Raw genomic sequence first — 18,833 nt, 5'->3', positions numbered from 1 at the left:
GGGCGCACTCCCCCGGGCAACGCAGCGGTTCGCACAGCCCCTCCCCATTCGGGCGCGGGCGTCGCAATCCACCGATCGCACCGGACGGAAGGAGGTGGTCTTCTCCCGTTGCCAGGGTGGAGCGGTGCCCGCGCCCGTCTACCCCCGATCCCCGCCACCCGAGCGCGACTACGACGCATCCGATGCCTGGATCGCCGACCTCGTCACGGCCGCGCTGACGCTGCTTCGCGCCGTCGCCGCAGAGGCGGAATCGACGGCCACGGCGCTCGCCGCGCTCGATCGACGGGTGTCGTGGGAGGGTCCGGCGGCACGGGAGTTCCGGCGGAGGGCGGGTGCCCTCTGGGCCGGGGGGTCCTCCAGCGCCACGGCTTTGGACACGCTCGCCGACGACGTCCGGGCGCTCCGCACCCGGTTGTGGATGCTGACGCAGGATGCCTCGCATGGCGGATGATCTCGTCATCCGTTCGAGCGGGGCCGCGGTGATCGATACCGGCAGCCTGCGAGGTGCGGCCGATGACGGACGAGCGGTGGCAGCGCGGCTCCGCTGCATGGACGCGCCGCTCGACGCCGCCGCGGGATTCATCGCCTCGGTGCCCGGGCTCCGTCAGGCGCGCGAGCTGCAGCACGACGTGGCGCGCGAGGCGCGGCGGATAGAAGCGCTCGCCGAGGACTGCGAGAGGCTGTCCGCCGCGCTCGATCAAGCGGCCGACCTGTACGAGCTCGTCGAGGTGCACTCCGCGTGGCAGCTCACGCAACCGGGGGGCGCCGAGCACACGGCCCTCGAGTCCCGGGCGAGCGTGCTCGGAACACGCTTGTGGGGCATCTCGCGCCCGGACGCGGTTTTCGACACGCTCGTCCGGTCCGGCGCACTGTCGGCTCGGGAGGAGGGGGCCGCATTGCGGGCGCAGGCCGGCCTGGGTGCGGCCATGACCGGCGGGGCCGTGGCGCTGCCGTTCGGGCTTGCGCTCGCCGCAGGCGTCCAGTTCGCCGCGACGCGCGCGAGTTCCGTCCGAGAGGGCGCGGCACGCGGGCCCGGGGCATCCGTTCCCGCGCGCGTGCCGCGTGCGTCAGGGGACCAGGTGGCCGTGACTCCTCTGCGCCGCGTGCACGTCGCACCCGTCTCGGGCTTCGCCGACGCGGCGAAGCGCATCTCGGGACCCGACGGGTCGCGCATCCGCGTGGAGCGCTACGCGATGCCTGGCGGTGCTCGCGAGTGGGTCGTCTACGTCACGGGCACCCAGAGCGCGGCTCTCGGGGGCACGGAGCCCTTCGACATGCGGTCGAACCTCGCGCTCTTCGATGGGCAGGATGCCGCGTCGAGCGCCGCCGTCCGCGCCGCATTGGCCGACGCCGGCGTCGCGCCCGGCGAGCCGGTCCATGCCGTCGCGCACTCGCAGGGGGCGATGGTGGCCGAGAGGCTCGCCCGCGAGGCCGAGTACGACATCGAGACGCTGGTGACATTCGGCGCACCGACGACCGGGCCGCTCTCCGCGGACGTCACGGCGGTCACGATCCGCCACACGGACGATCCCGTCGCCGCGCTCGCCGGTCCCCTGCCGACGACCGAACGAGGGGCGCCGGGAGGTTTCGTCGTCGAGCGCCTCGCCGATCCGCTGCCCGGCCTGCACGACATCACGATGCCGGCGCACGCGCTCACGTCGTACGTCGACACCGGAACCCTGCTCGACACCTCGCAAGACCCGCGGGTGCGGGGCGTCGATCCACTGTGGGACCGGCTGGGACGCGCGGAATCCGTGCGCGCGACCGAGTACGCGGCGCAGCGTCAGTCGCGCTGACGCTGGCGCTGCGGGCGAAGGATGATGCCGAAGATGCCGTTGATGATGGCGATGATCAGCGCCGCGAGGACGCCCCACCAGAAGTCGCCGACGGTCAGACCGAACCCGAAGAACGACGTCACCCAGGCGGTGAGCCAGAGCAGGAATCCGTTGATGATGAGCGAGATCAGCCCGAGCGTGAGGATGTAGAGCGGGAACGCGAGGACCTTGAGCACGGTGCCGATGATCGTGTTCACGAGCGCGAAGATCGCGGCGACCAACAGCAGCGTCAGCACGAGTTGCAGGGTCTCGCCCGGGGCGAACGGCGTGACGCTCACCTGGAGGGCGGGGATCAGCGTCACGACCCAGATCGCGAACGCGTTGACGACGACACGGACGATGAATCGCATGACGCCGAGTCTCGCACGCGGGACGCCCGTGAGTCATCCCCCTCCGCCCTCGTAGACTCGGTCGGGTGACCGACTCCCCCGCCGCTCCCGTGCGTCTCCGCCCCGAAATCGCGGCCCTGCCCGCGTATCGACAGGGCAAGCAGGCGGATGGCTCGGCCCACAAGCTCTCCAGCAACGAAAACCCCTTCGGCCCCCTCCCGGGCGTCCTCGAGGCGGTCGCCGCGGCATCCGGCATCAACCGGTACCCGGACGCCACCGCCGGTCGCCTGCGCTCGGTGCTCGCCGCGCGCTTCGAGGTCGAGGTGGATCAGGTGCATGCCGCCGCGGGCAGCGTGGCGATCCTCGCGCAGCTCATCGCCGCGGCCGCCGGCCCCGGTGACGAGGTGCTGTACGCCTGGCGGTCGTTCGAGGCCTATCCCTCTCTCGTGACCGTCGCGGGGGCAACGAGCGTGATGGTGCCCCTCACGGCGGACGGACGCCACGATCTCGCCGCGATGGCCGCGGCCGTCACCGAGCGGACCCGCGTCGTGATCGTGTGTACGCCGAACAACCCCACCGGCCCCACGGTGCGTCGCGACGAGTTCGAAGCCTTCCTCGCCGCACTGCCCCGCGACCTCCTGGTTCTGCTCGACGAGGCGTACGCGGAGTTCGTCACCGATCCCGACGCGGTGAACGGTCTCGGCCCCACCGGATACCTCGACCGCCCGCAGGTCGTCGTGCTGCGCACCTTCTCGAAGGCGTATGGACTCGCTGGATTGCGTATCGGCTATGCGGTCGGCGATGCTGCGGTTCTGTCCGCGGCGCGCAGCACGGCCATCCCCCTCTCCGTGACCGCACAGGCCGAGGCCGCGGCCCTCGCCAGCCTCGAGGCCGAACCCGTGCTGCGCGAGCGCGTCGCCGAGTTGGTGGAGTGGCGCCATCGCCTTCTCGATGGCCTACGGGGTCTCGGCTGGAGCGTGCCCGAGGCGCAGGGGAACTTCGTCTGGCTTGCGACCGGCGCCGAGACCGCGGATGCTGCCGTGGCCTTCGAGACGGCGGGTCTGATCGTGCGGCCCTTCGCGGGAGAGGGCCTGCGAATCTCGGTCGGCGAAGAGGAATCTGTCGATAAGGTCCTACGCGTCGCGGCATCCGTTGTCCAAAACCTCCCGGAAGACCATCCGGCGCGGACGTTAGCGTAGGGCAGGTGGATCCGCTCGAAGCACCCGACGTCGTGCGCGTACTCGCCGCAGACGGAACGTTCGCCCCGACCGAGTCGGCAGAGCCCTACCTCGCCCTGATCGACGCCCTCACCGAGGAAGAGCTGCAGGGCTTCTACCGCGACATGGTGGTCATCCGCGCGTTCGATCGTGAAGCGACCAACCTGCAGCGCCAGGGCCAGCTCGCGCTCTGGCCGCCGAGCTTCGGTCAGGAGGCGGCACAGGTCGGGTCCGCTCGCGCCACGCGCGCGCAGGATCACGTGTTCCCCTCGTATCGCGAGCACGCCGTCTGCATGATCCGCGGCGTCGACCTGGTCGACATCATCAGCGTCATGCGCGGCCACTCGCACGGCGGGTGGAACCCGAAGGATCCCCGCAACGGCAACACGAACATCTACACGCTGGTGCTGGGTTCGCAGACGCTGCACGCGACGGGTGTGGCGATGGGCTTCGGTCTGGACGGGCTGAGCGGCTCGGGTGATCCCGAACGCGACCAGGCCGTGATCGTCTACTACGGCGACGGGGCATCGAGCCAGGGCGATGTGCACGAGGCGATGGTCTTCGCCGCGAGCTACGCGACACCCGAGGTCTTCTTCTTGCAGAACAACCGGTGGGCGATCTCGGTGCCCGTTGCCACGCAGTCCCGCACGCCGCTCGTCAATCGCGGGCGCGGGTACGGCATGCCGAGCATCCAGATCGATGGCAATGACGTGCTCGCCAGCTACGCCGTCACGAGGGCTGCGCTCGATGAAGCGCGCGCGGGCCTGGGACCGCGAGCCATCGAGGCGATGACCTACCGGATGGGTGCGCACACGACCAGCGACGATCCGACGAAGTACCGCACGGGCGACGAAGAATCCACCTGGGCGGGGCGCGATCCCATTATGCGCATGCGGGCATATCTCGAGGGCCGCGGTGCATCCGACGCCTTCTTCGCCGAGGTCGACGAGCAGGCTCACGCACTCGCGGAGGACACCCGATTGCGTACTCCGAACCTTCCGCTCCCGACGGTGGAGTCCATGTTCCAGCACGTATACACCGAGCCGCATCCCCTCATGGAGGAGCAACTCGCCTGGGTCAAGCAGTACGAGGCCTCGTTCGAAGAGGGTGACGCATGAACGCGCCCCAGACCATGCCGCTCAGCAAGGCCCTCAACGCGGGACTGCGCAAGGCGATGGAACGTAGCGACCGCGTGCTCATGATGGGCGAGGACATCGGTCCGCTCGGCGGCGTCTTCCGCATCACCGAGGGCCTGCACGCCGAGTTCGGCCCGAACCGCGTGATCGACACCCCGCTCGCCGAGTCGGGAATCGTCGGCACCGCCATCGGTCTGGCGATGGGCGGATTCCGCCCGGTGTGCGAGATCCAGTTCGACGGGTTCGTCTACCCGGCCTTCGATCAGATCACCTCGCAGCTCGCGAAGATCACGAACCGCATGCAGGGCGCGCTGAGCATGCCCGTCGTGATCCGCATTCCGTATGGCGGACACATCGGCGCGATCGAGCACCACCAGGAGAGCCCCGAGGCGTACTTCACGCACACCGCCGGCCTGCGTGTGGTCAGCCCGTCCACACCGAACGACGCGTACTGGATGATCCAGGACGCGATCTTCTCCGACGATCCGGTGATCTTCCTCGAGCCGAAGAGCAAGTACTGGCAGAAGGGCGAGGTCGACCTGAGCTCTCCCCCGATCGGTCTGCACAAGAGTCGCCTCGTGCGCCGCGGCACGGATGTCACACTCGTCGGTCACGGCGCCATGGTCACGACCCTGCTGCAGGCCGCCGCGCTCGCCGAGGCCGAGGGCGTCAGCTGCGAGGTCATCGACCTGCGCTCGCTGTCGCCCGTCGACTACGCCCCGATCCTCGACTCGGTGCGATCGACCGGCCGCATGGTCTACGCGCAAGAGGCCCCGGGCTTCACCAGCCTCGGCAGCGAGATCGCCGCGACGGTCACCGAGCGCGCCTTCTACTCCCTCGAGGCGCCGGTTCTGCGCGTGTCGGGCTTCGACGCGCCGTTCCCCCCGGCGAAGCTCGAGGGCACATACCTCCCCGACGCTGACCGCGTCCTCGAGGCCGTCGACCGGGCCCTGGCATACTGAGCCCTGGTTCCCGCGGAAAGGACCCCGCATGAGCACGCAGACGTTTCTCCTCCCCGATGTCGGCGAGGGTTTGACCGAGGCCGAGATCGTGACGTGGCGGGTGGCGCCGGGCGACGAGGTCAGCGTCAACGACGTCCTCGTCGAGATCGAGACCGCCAAGTCGCTCGTCGAACTCCCCTCGCCGTTCGCGGGCACCGTGAGCGAGTTGCTCGCGAGTGAGGGCGAAACGGTCAACGTGGGAGCCCCGATCATCACCATCGGTGAGGCGGGAGCCGACGCTCCCCCGCCCAGCACCGCCCCCACCGAGGTCGGCGAGGCAACCGGCGGCGCCGTGCTCGTCGGGTACGGGACCGGCGGGGCGGTCACCTCGCGCCGTCGCAAGACCGCCGAGCGTCCGGTCGCCGCATCGGTCGGCGTCGTGGCGAAGCCGCCGATCCGCAAGCTCGCCCGCGACCTGGGTGTGAATCTCGGCGATGTCGCCGCCACGGGTGATGCCGGCGAGGTCACGCGCGAGGACGTCGTCCGCCACGCCTCGCAGGCGAGCGTCTTCCGCAATATCGAGACCCCCGATTGGGGTGCCGTGCGCGAAGAGACGATCCCGGTTCCGGATGCGCCGACCCCGGACGCGAGTTCGCCCGCCCCCAGCGGTTCGACGGGCTCGCGCGAGGAGTCCATCCCCGTCCGCGGCGTCCGCAAGGCTACGGCCACGGCGATGACGAGCAGCGCATACACCGCACCGCATGTATCCGTGTGGGTCGATGTGGACGCGTCCCGCACCATGGAGCTCGTCAAGCGCCTGAAGACCTCGCCCGACTTCGCCGACGTCAAGGTCTCGCCGTTGCTGATCATGGCGCGCGCGGTGATCTGGGCGGTGCGCCGCACTCCCATGGTCAATGCGGCATGGGTCGACACCGATGAGGGTGCGCAGATTCGGGTGCGCCACTACGTCAACCTCGGCATCGCGGCGGCGACCCCGCGGGGTCTGCTGGTCCCGAACATCAAGGACGCGCAGGAGCTCAACACGCGTGAGCTCGCGCGTGCGCTCGAGAAGCTCACCATGACGGCGCGGGAGGGCAAGACGACTCCCGAGGATCAGCGTGGCGGGACGGTCACGATCACCAACATCGGCGTCTTCGGCGTCGATGCCGGTACTCCGATCATCAATCCCGGTGAGGTCGGCATCGTCGCGCTCGGCGCGATCCGTCAGAAGCCGTGGGTCGTCGACGGCGAGGTCCGCCCGCGCTGGGTGACGACGGTCTCGGGATCGTTCGACCATCGCGTCGTCGACGGCGACGGTGTTTCACGTTTCATCGCCGACATCGCCTCGGTTCTCGAAGAGCCCGCGCTGCTGCTCGACTGACTCCCCCGCGCTCCCCGGACCGCCGGAGGTGCGCGACGAGAGATCGGTGACATCACGCCTATCGAATTTGATAATGATAATCATCAGGGATAGGCTGACGGGGTGAACCTGAACCGCCGTCTTCTGCCGATGATCGCTCTCTCCGCCGTCGCTGCGCTCGCTCTCGCGGGTTGCGCGGGTACGGGTACGACCGAGCCATCGGGCGACGGCAAGGTGCAGGTCGTCGCTTCGACGGACGTCTACGGCCAGATCGCCGAACAGATCGGGGGAGATGCCATCGACGTCACCTCGATCATCACCTCCGCGAGCCAGGACCCGCACTCGTTCGAGGCGACCGCCCAAGACCAACTCGCGGTCTCGCGAGCCGACCTGATCATCGAGAACGGCGGGGGGTACGACTCGTTCGTGGACTCGCTCGTCGAGGCGAGCAAGTCGTCAGCTCACGTCATCACCGCGGCGGAGTATTCGCACGACTGGCCGGAAAACGAAGGCCAATCGGACGAGGGCGACGATCACGACCACGCGGAAGAGTCGGCCCACGCCGAAGATGATCACGCCGCCGACGAGCATGCCGGTCACGACCACATCGAGGGTTTCAACGAACACGTCTGGTACGACCCGCACACGATCGAGCACGTCGCCGAGGCGATCGCCGGCGAGCTGAGCGAGCTCGACCCCGGGAACAGCGCGACGTTCGAGGCCAACGCCGCCGACTTCGTCGCGCAGATCGAAGGGTTGGAGGCTTCGCTCGCCCAGATCGAGGCATCCGATGCCGGAGCCGGTGTCTTCGTCACCGAGCCCGTCCCGGTGTACCTGACGACCGCCGCTGGCCTCGACAACCTCACCCCCGAGGCCTTCAGCGAGGCCGTCGAAGAGGGCCAGGACGTCCCGCCCGCGACCTTGCTCGAGTCACTCAACCTGATCGAATCGGGCTCGGTGCGCATCCTGATCGCGAATGCGCAGACCGGGGGGGCCGAGACCACCCAGGTGATCGACGCGGCCACGGCGAAGGGGATTCCGGTCCTGGAGTTCTCGGAAACGCTTCCGGAGGGCCAGACTTACATCTCGTGGATGCAGCAGAACATCGAAGCCCTCTCGGGCGCGCTCGCGGGGTGAGTGTCGAGCCTCCGCTCCACATCGAGAACGCGGCGCTTCGCCGTGGAGATCGAGAGCTGTGGTCGGGACTGGATCTGACGGTTCAGGCGGGGGAGTTCATCGCCGTGCTCGGGCCGAGCGGATCCGGCAAGACCACGTTGCTGCGCGCGATCCTGGGCCTCGATCGTCTGAGCGACGGGTCGATCACGGCGCTGGGTGAGAAGGTGCAACGGCGCGGAAACCGGCGCATCGGCTACATCCCCCAGCAGCGCCCGTTGGACCGTGACGCGTCGCTGCGGGGACGGGACCTCGTCACCCTGGGAGTCAACGGACATCGCTTCGGTCTTCCGATTCCTCGCCGGGCCGACCGCGCACGCGTCGATCGACTCATCGAAGCCGTCGGCGCGACGGCGTTCGCCGACCGGCCCGTGGGGGAGTTGTCCGGCGGGGAACAGCAGCGGCTGCGGGCGGGGCAGGCTCTCGCCGACGACCCGCGCCTGCTTCTCTGCGACGAACCCCTCACGAGCCTCGATCTGGCCAATCAGCAGGCCGTGACCGCGCTGATCGATCGCCATCGGCGCGAGACCGGCGCCGCCGTGCTGTTCGTGACCCACGACATCAACCCCGTGCTCAGCCGCGTCGACCGCATCCTGTACCTGGCGGGCGGGCGCTTCATGCTCGGCACCCCCGAAGAGGTCCTCGACTCGCGCGTGTTGTCGGACCTGTACGGAACCGAGGTCTACGTGCTGCGCGCGGGGGACCGGCTCGTGGTCGTCGGCGCCCCGGATGCCGACGAGACCCATCACCACCACGCCGACCACCCGCACCCCGGGGGGACGTCGTGAACTGGGCCGACATCTGGGACGCGATGTTCGGGGGACTCGCGGACTACGGCGACATCCTCGCGCTGGTGTCGAACTCGGTCATCGCGGGCGCCGTGCTCGGGCTGGTCGGGGGACTCGTCGGCGTTTTCGTCATGCAGCGCGACATGGCGTTCGCCGTGCATGGCATCAGTGAACTCTCCTTCGCGGGCGCGGCGGCGGCCCTTCTCATCGGGGCGGATGTCGTCACGGGGTCGATCGTCGGGTCGATCGCCGCCGCGGGATTGATCGGCTGGCTGGGGGCGCGCGCCCGTGATCGCAACTCGATCATCGGGGTGCTGATGCCGTTCGGCCTGGGCCTGGGCATCCTGTTCCTCTCGCTGTACACCGGTCGCAGTGCGAATCGTTTCAGCCTGCTGACGGGCCAGATCGTCTCGGTGCAGTCGAGCCAGCTCGGTTGGCTCATCGGCATCAGCCTCGTGGTTCTCGCCGGGATCGTGCTGATCTGGCGCCCGCTGCGCTTCGACTCCCTCGATCCGCAGTCGGCGGCCGCGCGCGGAGTGCCGACGACCGCCGTGTCGCTGCTGTTCATGCTGCTGCTCGGCCTGATCGTCGCGGTCAGCGTGCACATCATCGGGGCACTACTCGTGATGGCACTCCTCGTCACGCCCGCCGCCGCCGCGATGCGCGTGGCATCGGGCCCTGTCGCGGTTCCGGTTCTGGCGGCGACCTTCGGATTCGTCTCGGCGGTCGGAGGCATCCTGCTCGCGATCGCCGGGACTCTTCCCGTCAGCCCGTACATCACGACGATCTCTTTCGTGATCTACGTGGTCTGCCGCTTGATCGGGCGCCGCCGCGAGCGGATTCCCCGAACGTCGCGTTCGGGAACCTCCAAGCCGGTACACGCCTAGACTTCTCGCATGGCCAAGCGCAACACCTGGCAGCGCGACCGCGTGCGCGACGCCCTCGACGAATCGCGAGGTTTCGTCAGCGCGCAGTCTCTCCACGCGCTGCTCCGCGATGAGGGCACGGGGATCGGCCTCGCGACGGTCTACCGCGCGCTCGCGGACCTTGCGGCCGAGGGGGATGCCGACAGCCTGCAGAGCCCCGAGGGCGAGAGCCTCTACCGGGCTTGCCAGTCGCCGGGCCATCACCACCACCTGATCTGCCGTTCCTGCGGCCTGACGGTCGAGATCGAGGCGAGCGACGTCGAAGAGTGGGCGCACCGGATGGCGGCGCAGAACGGATTCACCGAGGCGGCGCACGTCGTCGACATCTTCGGGCTGTGCGCGGCGTGCACGGCGGCGCGTGCGAGCGAGCGTGACGCGCAGTAGCGAGTTGCGGGGTCGTGTCGCCGGCGTCCCGGCCTCGGGTCGCCAGCCGGGTCGTCGGCAGGGTCGCGCCGCGCTGATCGGAGCCGCGATCGGCGTCGTCGCGATCGCCGCGCTGTTCGCGATCGACGCCTGGGCGCCGCAGCTGTTCCCGAGCCGCCTGCCGAGCCGTGCGCAAGACGGGTTCACGCTCGCGCTCTCGGTCCTGATCGAGTCGATGCCCTTCATCATCCTGGGCGTGCTGCTCTCGGTCCTCGTGCAGGTGTGGGTGCCGCCGGGATTGATCGAACGATGGATGCCCCGCCGCGCGTGGGCTCGTCGCGCCGTGCTGTCTCTGCTCGGCATGCTGCTGCCCGTATGCGAATGCGGGAATGTTCCCCTGGCCCGCGGGCTGCTGATCCGCGGCTTCTCGGTTCCCGAGACCCTGACCTTCCTCATCGCGGCGCCGATCGTCAATCCGATCGTGATCCTGACGACCCATCAGGCGTTCGGATGGGATGGCGGAATCCTCGTCGCGCGACTGCTCGGCGGCTACGCGATCGCGAACCTGATCGGCTGGATCTACAGTCGCCACCCCGACCCGCAGGCGCTGCTCACCGCGCGGTTCCGTGCCGAGTGCGCGCACGACGAGCACCTCGACGGCTCGCGTACGCGCCGCAGCCTGGAGCTGTTCGTGCGTGAGCTCCGTGCCGTCATGCCGGCCCTCGTGCTCGGATCGGCCATCGCGGGAGCCGTGCAGGTCCTCGTACCCCGCGATGTGCTCGTCGCGATCGGATCCAACCCTGTGCTGTCGATCTTCGCGATGATCGCGCTCGGCCTGACCGTCGCGATCTGCTCGAACGTCGACGCCTTCTTCGCCCTGTCGTTCGCCTCGACGTTCACCCCGGGGTCGATCGTCGCGTTCCTGCTGGTCGGTCCGCTCGTCGACATCAAGATGCTCGCGCTGATGCGCACGACCTTCACGACGCGCACCCTCGTCGGCATCGTCGCCGTCGTCATCTCGGCCGCCTTCGTCATCGCGGTGGGGGTGAATCTCCTTGCGTAACGGAATGGCACTCGGCACGCGCTGGTTGGGCGTCGGCCTGGCGACGGCCCTCGCCGTCGTGACGATCGGCCTGTGGGCGACGGGGCGGATCGGCCTCTACATCAACCCCGATGCCGCGTGGTGGGCCGTGTCGATGGCGATCGTCTGCGTGGTGGGCGCCGTGTGGTCGTGCACCGTGCCGATCTCGCGCGATGGCGAGCACGAACACGAACATGAGGTCCTGGTGGTCCCGTCGACGAGTTCGCGGACCGAGGGCTCGGGGGAGTGGCTCGAGCCGCGGCGGAGGCCCGTCGCGCTGATCACGACCGGCATCGGCGCCGTGCTCGCATCGGGACTCGTGGTGCTCGCGGTCGTGCTGCCCCCGGCATCCCTCTCCGCCGAACTGGCACTCGCTCGATCGAGTGGGGCACCGCCCGTCCTCTCGACGTCGGCGACGCTCGCGCTCGCGACCTCCGACGACACCTCGACCTTCGGCATCGCCGAGTGGGCCTCGTTGCTCTCGACCACCACCGACCCCGCGCGGTTCGTCGGCGAGAAAGCGACGCTGACGGGATTCGTGGGGCCCGACGGCGACGGCAAGGGCTTCGCCCTGACCCGCCTGGTGATCGTGCACTGCGTCATCGACGCCCAGGCCGCGAACGTCCCCGTCGCCGAACTCGCGGGCGGCGAGAACCTATCACCCGGCCAGTGGGTCCAGGTCGAGGGCGAATTCGTCCGCGACGACGGGGGAGCGCTCGTGCTCCAGCCCTCCAGCGTGACGCCGATCGACGAGCCCGGGGACCCGTATGAGTACTGACTCAGCCCGGTCCACGCGTGCGTCGCGTGAGCAGACGCGGGGCGCCGCGCGGCGCCGCCGTGCCCGTTCGTCTTTCACGAGGGCGCTCGTGATCGTCATCGCCGCACTCGTCGTGGCCGGCGCGGCCGGAGCCGTCTACAGCCTCACGCAGGGACCCCGCACCAGCACGGTCGCGGTCGACACGCTCTCGGTGGCGGAGGCGGCGGGGCAGAGGATCGTGTTCACGACCAACCAGCCGCTCGCGGCCATCGACCCGGCGCAGGTCACGGTCGATCCCGCCGCACCGTTCACGGTCGAGGCATCCGGTCGCACCGTCGCCGTCCAGTTCACCTATCCGCTCGACGCGGACACCGAATACACGGTCTCGGTCGCGGACGTCGAGAGTGCGTCCGGCGGCCCGACCGCAACCATCTCGCACGCCTTCACGACCGGCACACCGCCCATCTATGTCCTGCAGCGTCGCGACGACGAGGACGACGCGGTCTTCCTCACGAATCTCACCGGCGATCAGGCGGTGCCCGTCTTCACGCACCCGCAGATCGAGGACTACCGCGCCTCACGGGACGGGCTCGTCGTCGAGACGACGGATGGCTCGGGCGCGGCATCCCTGACGGGGATGGCCCTCGATGGGTCCGATCCGAAATCCCTGACGGTGCCCGGCGCGGGGACGATCGCGGGGCTGCAGATGGCGGATCACGACGGCCTCGTGGGCTACACCTACACCGACCTCGATATCTCGGCGGAGTCCGGCATCGAGTCCGCTCTGTACGTGTCGCGGCTGGGGGATCCCACCGCCGAACCCGAGAGGATCGAGGTCGGGGCGGATCCGCGGGTCGTCGACTTCTTGTTCGTGCCGCAGACGTCGTCGCTCGTCGTGCTGACGTTCGACGGCCAGCTGCGTCTGGTCGACACGGCCCGCCCGGATGCCGAACCCGTGCTTCTCGGCGGTGCCCTGGGACTGTCGGGCATCGAGCGGGGCAGCGGGCGGGTGATCGCCGAGAAGTCCGACGGCACCGTGCTGATCGATCTGACCGACCTCAGCGAAACCCCGCTCACCCAGCCCGCCGAGCTCGAGACGCTCGGGATCCCCGGTCCCGTCGTCCCGACGGCGCAGGGCCGGACCCTGCGCACCTTCACGCAGATGGGCGAGGACGGCTACCCCGAATCGCAGACGGTGGGCCTCGTCGATGCGGCCGGCGCATTCGAGTCCGTCTTCGAACTCCCCGACGGGGGCGACGCCGTCATGCAGACGTGCGCCTCGCCGAGCGGGAGTCACATCGCCGTCATCGTCTCGCCGGATCTCGTGGACAATCCCTACGACACCTACGCCCGCCCCCTGCCGACGCGCCTCGAGACCCACATCGTCGACGCCCGAACCGGCGAGGCCGTGACGGTCATCGGGGGAACGGACATCTCGTGGTGCGCGGTGACGATCGGGTGACGCACCACCGCCCGGCGACACGGGACGACCTGCTCCGCACGGCTCTCGACGTGGCGCCGCGGCTGCTCGGCGCGCGCCTCACGACCGTGGTCGACGGAAACCGGGTCGCGGTGCGCATCACCGAGATCGAGGCGTACCACGGTCTCGGAACCGGAGACGTGATCGACCCCGGCTCGCACGCCCGCATGGGACAGACCGCGCGGAACGCCACGATGTGGGGCGAACCGGGCCACCTGTACGTCTACCTCAGCCACGGCATCCACTCCTGCGTCAACGTCGTGACCGGCCCCGCGGGCGTGGCCGGTGGGCTGCTGTTGCGCGCGGGCGAGGTCATCGAGGGTACGGATGTCGCGGCACTGCGCCGCCCGGCGGCCCGGGTGCCCCGGGACCTGGCGCGCGGACCCGGGCGTCTCGGCCAGGCGCTGGGCCTTCGGCATCCGCGTCATGACGGCATCGACGCGATCGTGGACGCGGCGCCCTGGCCAGCCGAGCTCGCCGGAGCGTTCGCTCGCCTCGATCTCGCACGCGAGCCCGTGCGCGCCTTCTCGACAGGTCCGCGCGTCGGGGTCGCGGGGATCGCGGGGACGAGCGCATTTCCGTGGCGGTTCTGGATCACCGGCGACCCGACCGTTTCGGTCTTCCGCCCCGGTCGTGCGGCCGTCGAGGGGTAGCGAACCAGCGCATGCTAGGATGAATGTTTGTCTGCGCGCTTTCCCGTGCGCAGTTCGTGCCCATTCATCCTCCTCGAGCCGGAAACGGTTCCGATCGGGTGTGGGCGCAGACAAGGGATCTTGGGTGGGACCGTCCGGTCTCACGGTATTGAAGGAGAAATCACCATGGCAGCAGTGTGCCAGGTGACAGGAGCCGTTCCCGGCTTCGGTCACTCGATCAGCCACTCGCACCGCCGGACGAAGCGTCGCTTCGACCCGAACGTGCAGAAGAAGACGTACTTCGTTCCGTCGCTGGGCCGCAACATCAAGCTCAACGTTTCGGCCAAGGGCATCAAGGTCATCGACGCGCGGGGCATTGAGTCCGTCGTCAAGGACCTCATCGCGAAGGGTGTGAAGCTCTGATGGCGAAGAAGGCTCAGGACGTACGTCCGATCATCAAGCTGCGTTCGACCGCCGGCACGGGGTACACCTACGTGACGCGCAAGAACCGCCGCAACAACCCCGACCGCATCGTGCTGAAGAAGTACGACCCCGTTGTGCGCAAGCACGTCGAATTCCGCGAGGAGCGCTAAACATGGCGAAGAAGAGCAAGATTGCTCGCAACGAGCAGCGCAAGGTCATCGTCGAGCGCTACGCCGCCCGTCGCGCCGAGCTGAAGAAGGCCCTGGTCGACCCGACCTCGACCGACGAGCAGCGCGAAGAGGCCCGCCTGGGTCTGCAGAAGCTGCCCCGCAACGCATCGCCCGTGCGCGTGCGTTCGCGCGACGTCATCGACGGCCGCCCCCGTGGTGTGCTGACGAAGTTCGGCATCTCGCGTGTGCGTTTCCGCGACATGGCCCACCGTGGCGAACTGCCCGGCGTGACCAAGTCGAGCTGGTAACCACAGCATTCGTTCCGAAAGGGCGGGGATTCTCCGGGATCCCCGCCCTTTCGCGTGCCCGCACGGTCGCGGGAGCGGACCGCAGGAAGCGGCGGGAGGGGTGCAACACGGGTCACATTCGTCACACGAGCACCGCAAAAGCGTCGAAGTTGGTCAGAAACCCGCGGAAACTCGCGGAAATCCGGGGTGAACGGCGATTCGCGGGGTAGATTCGACGCGGTCGATCGACCAGCCGGGCTGAACGGTCCGGTCACGTTTACATGAGGCGGCGCTTCGGCCGCCGCTGGAGGGTAACCCCATGGCTGACAAGTCCATCACCAAGACCGAGCTCGTCGCGAGCATCGCCAGCGCCACCGGTGAGAGCCAGGCCACCGTTTCGCGCGTGGTCGACGGTCTGTTCACGACCGTCGCCGAGGCCGTTGCCAAGGGCACGAAGGTCTCGATCCCGGGCTGGCTCGCGTTCGAGCAGGTCGACACGGCCGCTCGCACGGGCCGCAACCCGCAGACGGGTGCCGAGATCAAGATCGCCGCTGGCAAGCGCGTCAAGGTCACCGCGGGCTCGAAGCTCAAGGCTGCAGCGAAGTAGTCAGAGGTTTCACGAGAGGGAGGATGTCGCCGCGGCGGCATCCTCCCTCTGCTTTGCGCGCTCGTGCCCGACGACCGGGGGCCCGCATCGTCCGCCTAGGCTGGACGGGTGAGCCCCCGAACACTGCGCGTAGCTGGGCCCGTGATTCTCGTGGTCACCGCCCTGGCCGCTGCCATCCTGGCGCTCGCGTACGGCGGCGGGGCCGCGCCACTCCTCGTGGGGGACCCGGGCCCCGTGGTGCGCTGGGGTCTTCCGATAGCGAATCTCGGCGTCAACCTCGGCGCGGCCGCGATGGCCGGATCCCTCGTGCTCGCCCTCTTCGCGCTGCGCGCCGGCGACACCGAGTTCGACACCGCCCTCGACCTCGCCTCGGTCGGCGCCGCTGTCTTCACGATCTCGGCCGGTGCCACGGGCTACCTCACGTTCTTGAACGCCTTCAACGCGACGCCGAGCGCGGATGCCGTCTTCGGTCAACAGCTCGGCCGATTCCTGCTCGACCTGGACGTCGGCCGCGCCTGGCTCATCACGACGCTCGCCGGTGCCGTGATGACGGTGCTCGCGTTCGCGGTGCGCTCGTGGACCTCGACCCTGCTGGTCGGCCTCCTGGGTCTCGCGGCGCTCGTGCCGATGGCGACGACGAGCCACGACGGCGCGGCCGCCAACCACACGGCCGCGGTCACCACGTTGGCACTGCACATCGTCGGCGCCGCCGTCTGGCTCGGAGGACTGGTGCTGCTCGTCGTGTTGCGGGCATCGTCGACTCCCCAGCGGATGGCCCACGTGCTGCCGCGCTACTCGACCATCGCGCTCGTCGCCTTCGTCGTCGTGGCGCTGTCGGGCTACGCGCGCGCCGCCCTCGGCCTCGGATCCTGGGATGCCCTGCTCTCGGCCTATGGCGTGATCATCATCGTGAAGGTCGCGGCATTGCTGGCCATCGGCCTGCTCGGCGCCCTGTACCGGCGCCGACTCATCGCTCGGATGGGCGAGACCGCCGCCGCGGGCACCTTCTGGGGTCTGATCGCTCTGGAGCTGGCATTCATGGGGATCGCGAGCGGCGCCGCGGCAGCGCTCGCGCGCACGGCGCCGCCGATCGGAGACATCCCGATCTCCGACCCCACCCCGGCCGAGACGCTGACCGGTTCACCGCTGCCGCCCGAGCTCGGACTCACCCAGTGGTTCACCGTCTGGGACATCGATCTGCTGTGGCTGCTGGTCTGCGGTTTCGCGCTGTTCTTCTATCTCGCGGGCGTCATCCGCCTGCACCGCCGCGGTGACGCGTGGCCGATCTACCGCACGGTCAGCTGGTGCGCGGGCATCCTGCTGCTGTTCTGGGTCGCCTGTGGACCCGTGGCGGCGTACGAGAACTACCTCTTCAGCATCCACATGGTCGGGCACATGCTGCTGACCATGGCGATCCCGCTGCTGCTCGTGCCGGGTGCTCCGGTCACGCTCGCGGCCCGCGCGATCCGCAAGAGGGATGACGGCACCCGCGGTGGACGCGAGTGGATCCTCTGGGCGGTGCACACGCCCGTTGCCCGAGTGCTCACGAACCCGCTGGTTGCGGCGGCCCTGTTCATCGGCTCGCTCTGGGTGTTCTACTACACCGACATCTTCCGGTGGGCACTGAACGACCACCTGGGGCACCTGTGGATGATCGCCCACTTCGTGATCACCGGCTACCTCTTCGTGCAGTCGCTGATCGGCATCGATCCGGTGCCGTATCGATTGCCGTACGCGTTCCGGCTGATCCTCCTGATCGGCATCATGGCGATGCACGCGTTCTTCGGCATCTCGATCATGATGCAGTCCGGGCTGATGGTCGCCGACTGGTTCGGCTCGATGGGCCGGACCTGGGGTCCGACGCCCCTCGAGGATCAGTACATCGGGGGAGGCGTGGCCTGGTCGGTCGGAGAGATCCCCACGCTGATCCTCGCCATCGCCGTCGCGATCCAGTGGAGCCGCAACGACGACCGCGCGCAGCGCCGACGGGACCGCCACGTCGACCGGGTCGGGGACGACGAACTCGATGCGTACAACGCCCGGCTCTCCGTGCTTGCCGACCAGGATGCTCGGGCGGAGGCTCGCGAGGGGGCTACTCGGCCTCGGGTGACCCCACGAGGATAGACGCCGAGCCATCGGGCAGGACCGTGATCTCGGCGTCCAGACCGAACGCCACGTCCTCTTCGACCGTCCGCACCGAGCCATCGAAAAGCGAGCGGATGTCGACGCTGATGTGGGCGACGGCCTCGACCGGCGGGACGGCCCAGCCCGCACCGTCCGGTACGAGCGTGACGACGGGGTAGCTTGCGATCGACCAGGTCGGCAGGTTGGCGATGCGGTTCTGGACGACGAAGCCGAAGGGGCACGCGGTGGGTTGCAACACCTGCTGCGTCGCGCAGTCGTCGAGGAACGAATCCACGCGTTCTTGCACGACGGCGACGAACTCTTCGGTCGGCTCGGCCTGCAGATCGAGCGGTACGCGCGCGAGCGGCGCGTCGGCGAGCACGTCGGCGCCGGGCGTCTCGGCGATCGCGGTGTCGACCGCCACGCGGTACAGGCCGGGCGAGAAGACCAGAAGCGCCACGGGATCCAACGGGGGAGCGTCGACCCCGAGGGGCGACACCTGCCTCTTGTCGAGCCTGAAGCCGTTGACGTCGAACGCCATCGACCCGCGGACGGTGACGTCGATCACCGCGAGCGGGCTCTCGGCGAAGCGCCATGACGGAAGGATGCCCGTCCACCCGTCTTGCTCGACCGTGAAGGTCGAGGAGCCGTCGTTGCCGCCCGCACGGAAACCGATCGTCACCTCGATGCCGCCATCGACCGGGCGTTCGCCGAGGGTGCGGACATCGGTGAGGGCGCTGAGCGCGTCGCGGCGCAGCAGGGCGTCCGAAGCACTTTCGGGAAGGCCCGCGTCGGCCAGGTCCGTCGAATCGACGGCGACCCCGGGTACCGCGAGCGCATCGGCGGCGCGCCCCGTGGCGAGCATGGAGACGTACCGCTCGACGAAGGCGCTGGGTCCCCAGAACTGTTGGTACAGGCTGGCCCAACCGGCGACGAAAGCCGCGACCAGCAGGACGCCGACGATCGCGAGGATCGTGAGATCGGTGGAGAGCCGGGACCGTCTGGGCGAGCGGGCCGCGCGGGAGACGCGTCGCTCGTTGCGCTTGGCCCCCGCTGCGTTGGCCCCCGCCGCGTTGTCCGCCGCTGCGTTGTTCACCGTCCCGTTGATCACCGCCCCCTGGTCCACCTGGCCAGTTTATGCGGCGGTCTCACCGACTCCGGTCGGGGCGGGCGGGGGAGCGCCGCGGTCGGAATAGCATGATGC

At 69.3% G+C, this 18,833-nt stretch carries 21 protein-coding genes; 19 read left to right on the top strand and 2 right to left on the bottom strand.

The window, feature by feature from the left end; translation table 11 throughout:
* Nucleotides 1-124 precede the first annotated feature (124 nt).
* Both C2868_RS12635 and C2868_RS12630 read left to right on the top strand, forming a co-directional pair.
* The gene (locus C2868_RS12635) at nt 125-451 is read left to right on the top strand and encodes a hypothetical protein (RefSeq protein ID WP_103663424.1); all 327 of its coding nucleotides are present in this window, start codon (nt 125-127) and stop codon (nt 449-451) included.
* Nucleotides 441-1,796 carry a hypothetical protein gene (locus tag C2868_RS12630; protein ID WP_103663423.1) on the top strand — a complete coding sequence of 452 codons (1,356 nt, stop codon included), beginning with the start codon at nt 441-443 and terminating at the stop codon, nt 1,794-1,796. Before C2868_RS12635 ends, C2868_RS12630 begins: the two co-directional genes overlap by 11 nt.
* On the opposite strand, the gene C2868_RS12625 is transcribed toward C2868_RS12630, so the two are convergent.
* The gene (locus tag C2868_RS12625; RefSeq protein WP_100812472.1) at nt 1,784-2,185 is read right to left on the bottom strand and encodes a phage holin family protein; all 402 of its coding nucleotides are present in this window, start codon (nt 2,183-2,185) and stop codon (nt 1,784-1,786) included. The genes C2868_RS12630 and C2868_RS12625 overlap by 13 nt on opposite strands.
* Nucleotides 2,186-2,250: 65 nt before the next feature.
* Here C2868_RS12625 and C2868_RS12620 point away from each other — a divergent pair, with 65 nt between their 5' ends.
* The 17 genes from C2868_RS12620 to C2868_RS12540 all read left to right on the top strand — a co-directional run bounded on the left by C2868_RS12620 (nt 2,251) and on the right by C2868_RS12540 (nt 17,629).
* Nucleotides 2,251-3,363 (top strand): histidinol-phosphate transaminase, encoded by a 1,113-nt coding sequence (locus tag C2868_RS12620; RefSeq protein WP_103663422.1) that lies wholly within the window; start codon nt 2,251-2,253, stop codon nt 3,361-3,363.
* A gap of 5 nt (nt 3,364-3,368) precedes the next feature.
* The gene (locus C2868_RS12615) at nt 3,369-4,499 is read left to right on the top strand and encodes a thiamine pyrophosphate-dependent dehydrogenase E1 component subunit alpha (RefSeq protein ID WP_103663421.1); all 1,131 of its coding nucleotides are present in this window, start codon (nt 3,369-3,371) and stop codon (nt 4,497-4,499) included.
* Nucleotides 4,496-5,479 (top strand): alpha-ketoacid dehydrogenase subunit beta, encoded by a 984-nt coding sequence (locus C2868_RS12610; protein ID WP_103663420.1) that lies wholly within the window; start codon nt 4,496-4,498, stop codon nt 5,477-5,479. Before C2868_RS12615 ends, C2868_RS12610 begins: the two co-directional genes overlap by 4 nt.
* Nucleotides 5,480-5,507: 28 nt before the next feature.
* Nucleotides 5,508-6,839 carry a dihydrolipoamide acetyltransferase family protein gene (locus C2868_RS12605; protein ID WP_100812468.1) on the top strand — a complete coding sequence of 444 codons (1,332 nt, stop codon included), beginning with the start codon at nt 5,508-5,510 and terminating at the stop codon, nt 6,837-6,839.
* 102 nt (nt 6,840-6,941) lie between these two features.
* A complete protein-coding gene (locus C2868_RS12600; protein WP_374935783.1) occupies nt 6,942-7,955 on the top strand; it encodes a metal ABC transporter solute-binding protein, Zn/Mn family in 1,014 nt (337 codons plus the stop codon).
* Nucleotides 7,952-8,779: a metal ABC transporter ATP-binding protein gene (locus C2868_RS12595; protein ID WP_100812467.1), complete on the top strand. Its 828-nt coding sequence runs from the start codon at nt 7,952-7,954 to the stop codon at nt 8,777-8,779. Before C2868_RS12600 ends, C2868_RS12595 begins: the two co-directional genes overlap by 4 nt.
* Nucleotides 8,776-9,666, top strand: coding sequence for a metal ABC transporter permease (locus tag C2868_RS12590; RefSeq protein WP_100812466.1), 891 nt, complete (start codon nt 8,776-8,778; stop codon nt 9,664-9,666). Before C2868_RS12595 ends, C2868_RS12590 begins: the two co-directional genes overlap by 4 nt.
* A 9-nt stretch (nt 9,667-9,675) precedes the next feature.
* A complete protein-coding gene (locus tag C2868_RS12585) occupies nt 9,676-10,089 on the top strand; it encodes a Fur family transcriptional regulator (protein WP_103663419.1) in 414 nt (137 codons plus the stop codon).
* 103 nt (nt 10,090-10,192) lie between these two features.
* Complete coding sequence (locus C2868_RS12580) at nt 10,193-11,131, top strand: permease (RefSeq protein WP_374935788.1); 939 nt, start codon at nt 10,193-10,195, stop codon at nt 11,129-11,131.
* Between the two features lie 4 nt (nt 11,132-11,135).
* Nucleotides 11,136-11,927 carry a TIGR03943 family putative permease subunit gene (locus tag C2868_RS12575; RefSeq protein ID WP_103663418.1) on the top strand — a complete coding sequence of 264 codons (792 nt, stop codon included), beginning with the start codon at nt 11,136-11,138 and terminating at the stop codon, nt 11,925-11,927.
* Nucleotides 11,917-13,368, top strand: coding sequence for a hypothetical protein (locus tag C2868_RS12570; protein WP_146048069.1), 1,452 nt, complete (start codon nt 11,917-11,919; stop codon nt 13,366-13,368). Before C2868_RS12575 ends, C2868_RS12570 begins: the two co-directional genes overlap by 11 nt.
* Complete coding sequence (locus C2868_RS12565; RefSeq protein ID WP_103663517.1) at nt 13,365-14,039, top strand: DNA-3-methyladenine glycosylase; 675 nt, start codon at nt 13,365-13,367, stop codon at nt 14,037-14,039. Before C2868_RS12570 ends, C2868_RS12565 begins: the two co-directional genes overlap by 4 nt.
* Before the next feature lie 165 nt (nt 14,040-14,204).
* Nucleotides 14,205-14,441, top strand: coding sequence for a 50S ribosomal protein L28 (gene rpmB, locus C2868_RS12560; protein ID WP_036301133.1), 237 nt, complete (start codon nt 14,205-14,207; stop codon nt 14,439-14,441).
* Nucleotides 14,441-14,611 (top strand): 50S ribosomal protein L33, encoded by a 171-nt coding sequence (rpmG, locus tag C2868_RS12555; protein WP_029145259.1) that lies wholly within the window; start codon nt 14,441-14,443, stop codon nt 14,609-14,611. The genes rpmB and rpmG overlap by 1 nt, the downstream gene beginning before the upstream one ends.
* Nucleotides 14,612-14,613: 2 nt before the next feature.
* Complete coding sequence (gene rpsN / locus C2868_RS12550) at nt 14,614-14,919, top strand: 30S ribosomal protein S14 (protein WP_100812462.1); 306 nt, start codon at nt 14,614-14,616, stop codon at nt 14,917-14,919.
* A gap of 298 nt (nt 14,920-15,217) precedes the next feature.
* Entirely contained in the window at nt 15,218-15,505 is a 288-nt protein-coding gene (locus tag C2868_RS12545) for an HU family DNA-binding protein (protein WP_036301126.1), read from the top strand.
* A gap of 108 nt (nt 15,506-15,613) precedes the next feature.
* Complete coding sequence (locus tag C2868_RS12540; protein ID WP_103663416.1) at nt 15,614-17,629, top strand: cytochrome c oxidase assembly protein; 2,016 nt, start codon at nt 15,614-15,616, stop codon at nt 17,627-17,629.
* Here C2868_RS12540 and C2868_RS12535 read toward each other — a convergent pair.
* Nucleotides 17,598-18,755: a hypothetical protein gene (locus C2868_RS12535; RefSeq protein WP_258034445.1), complete on the bottom strand. Its 1,158-nt coding sequence runs from the start codon at nt 18,753-18,755 to the stop codon at nt 17,598-17,600. The genes C2868_RS12540 and C2868_RS12535 overlap by 32 nt on opposite strands.
* Nucleotides 18,756-18,833: the final 78 nt, after the last annotated feature.

The sequence above is a fragment of the Microbacterium sp. CJ77 genome (genome assembly GCF_002911615.1).
GTDB lineage: Bacteria > Actinomycetota > Actinomycetes > Actinomycetales > Microbacteriaceae > Microbacterium.
This window is presented reverse-complemented; position numbering and strand designations above follow the sequence as displayed.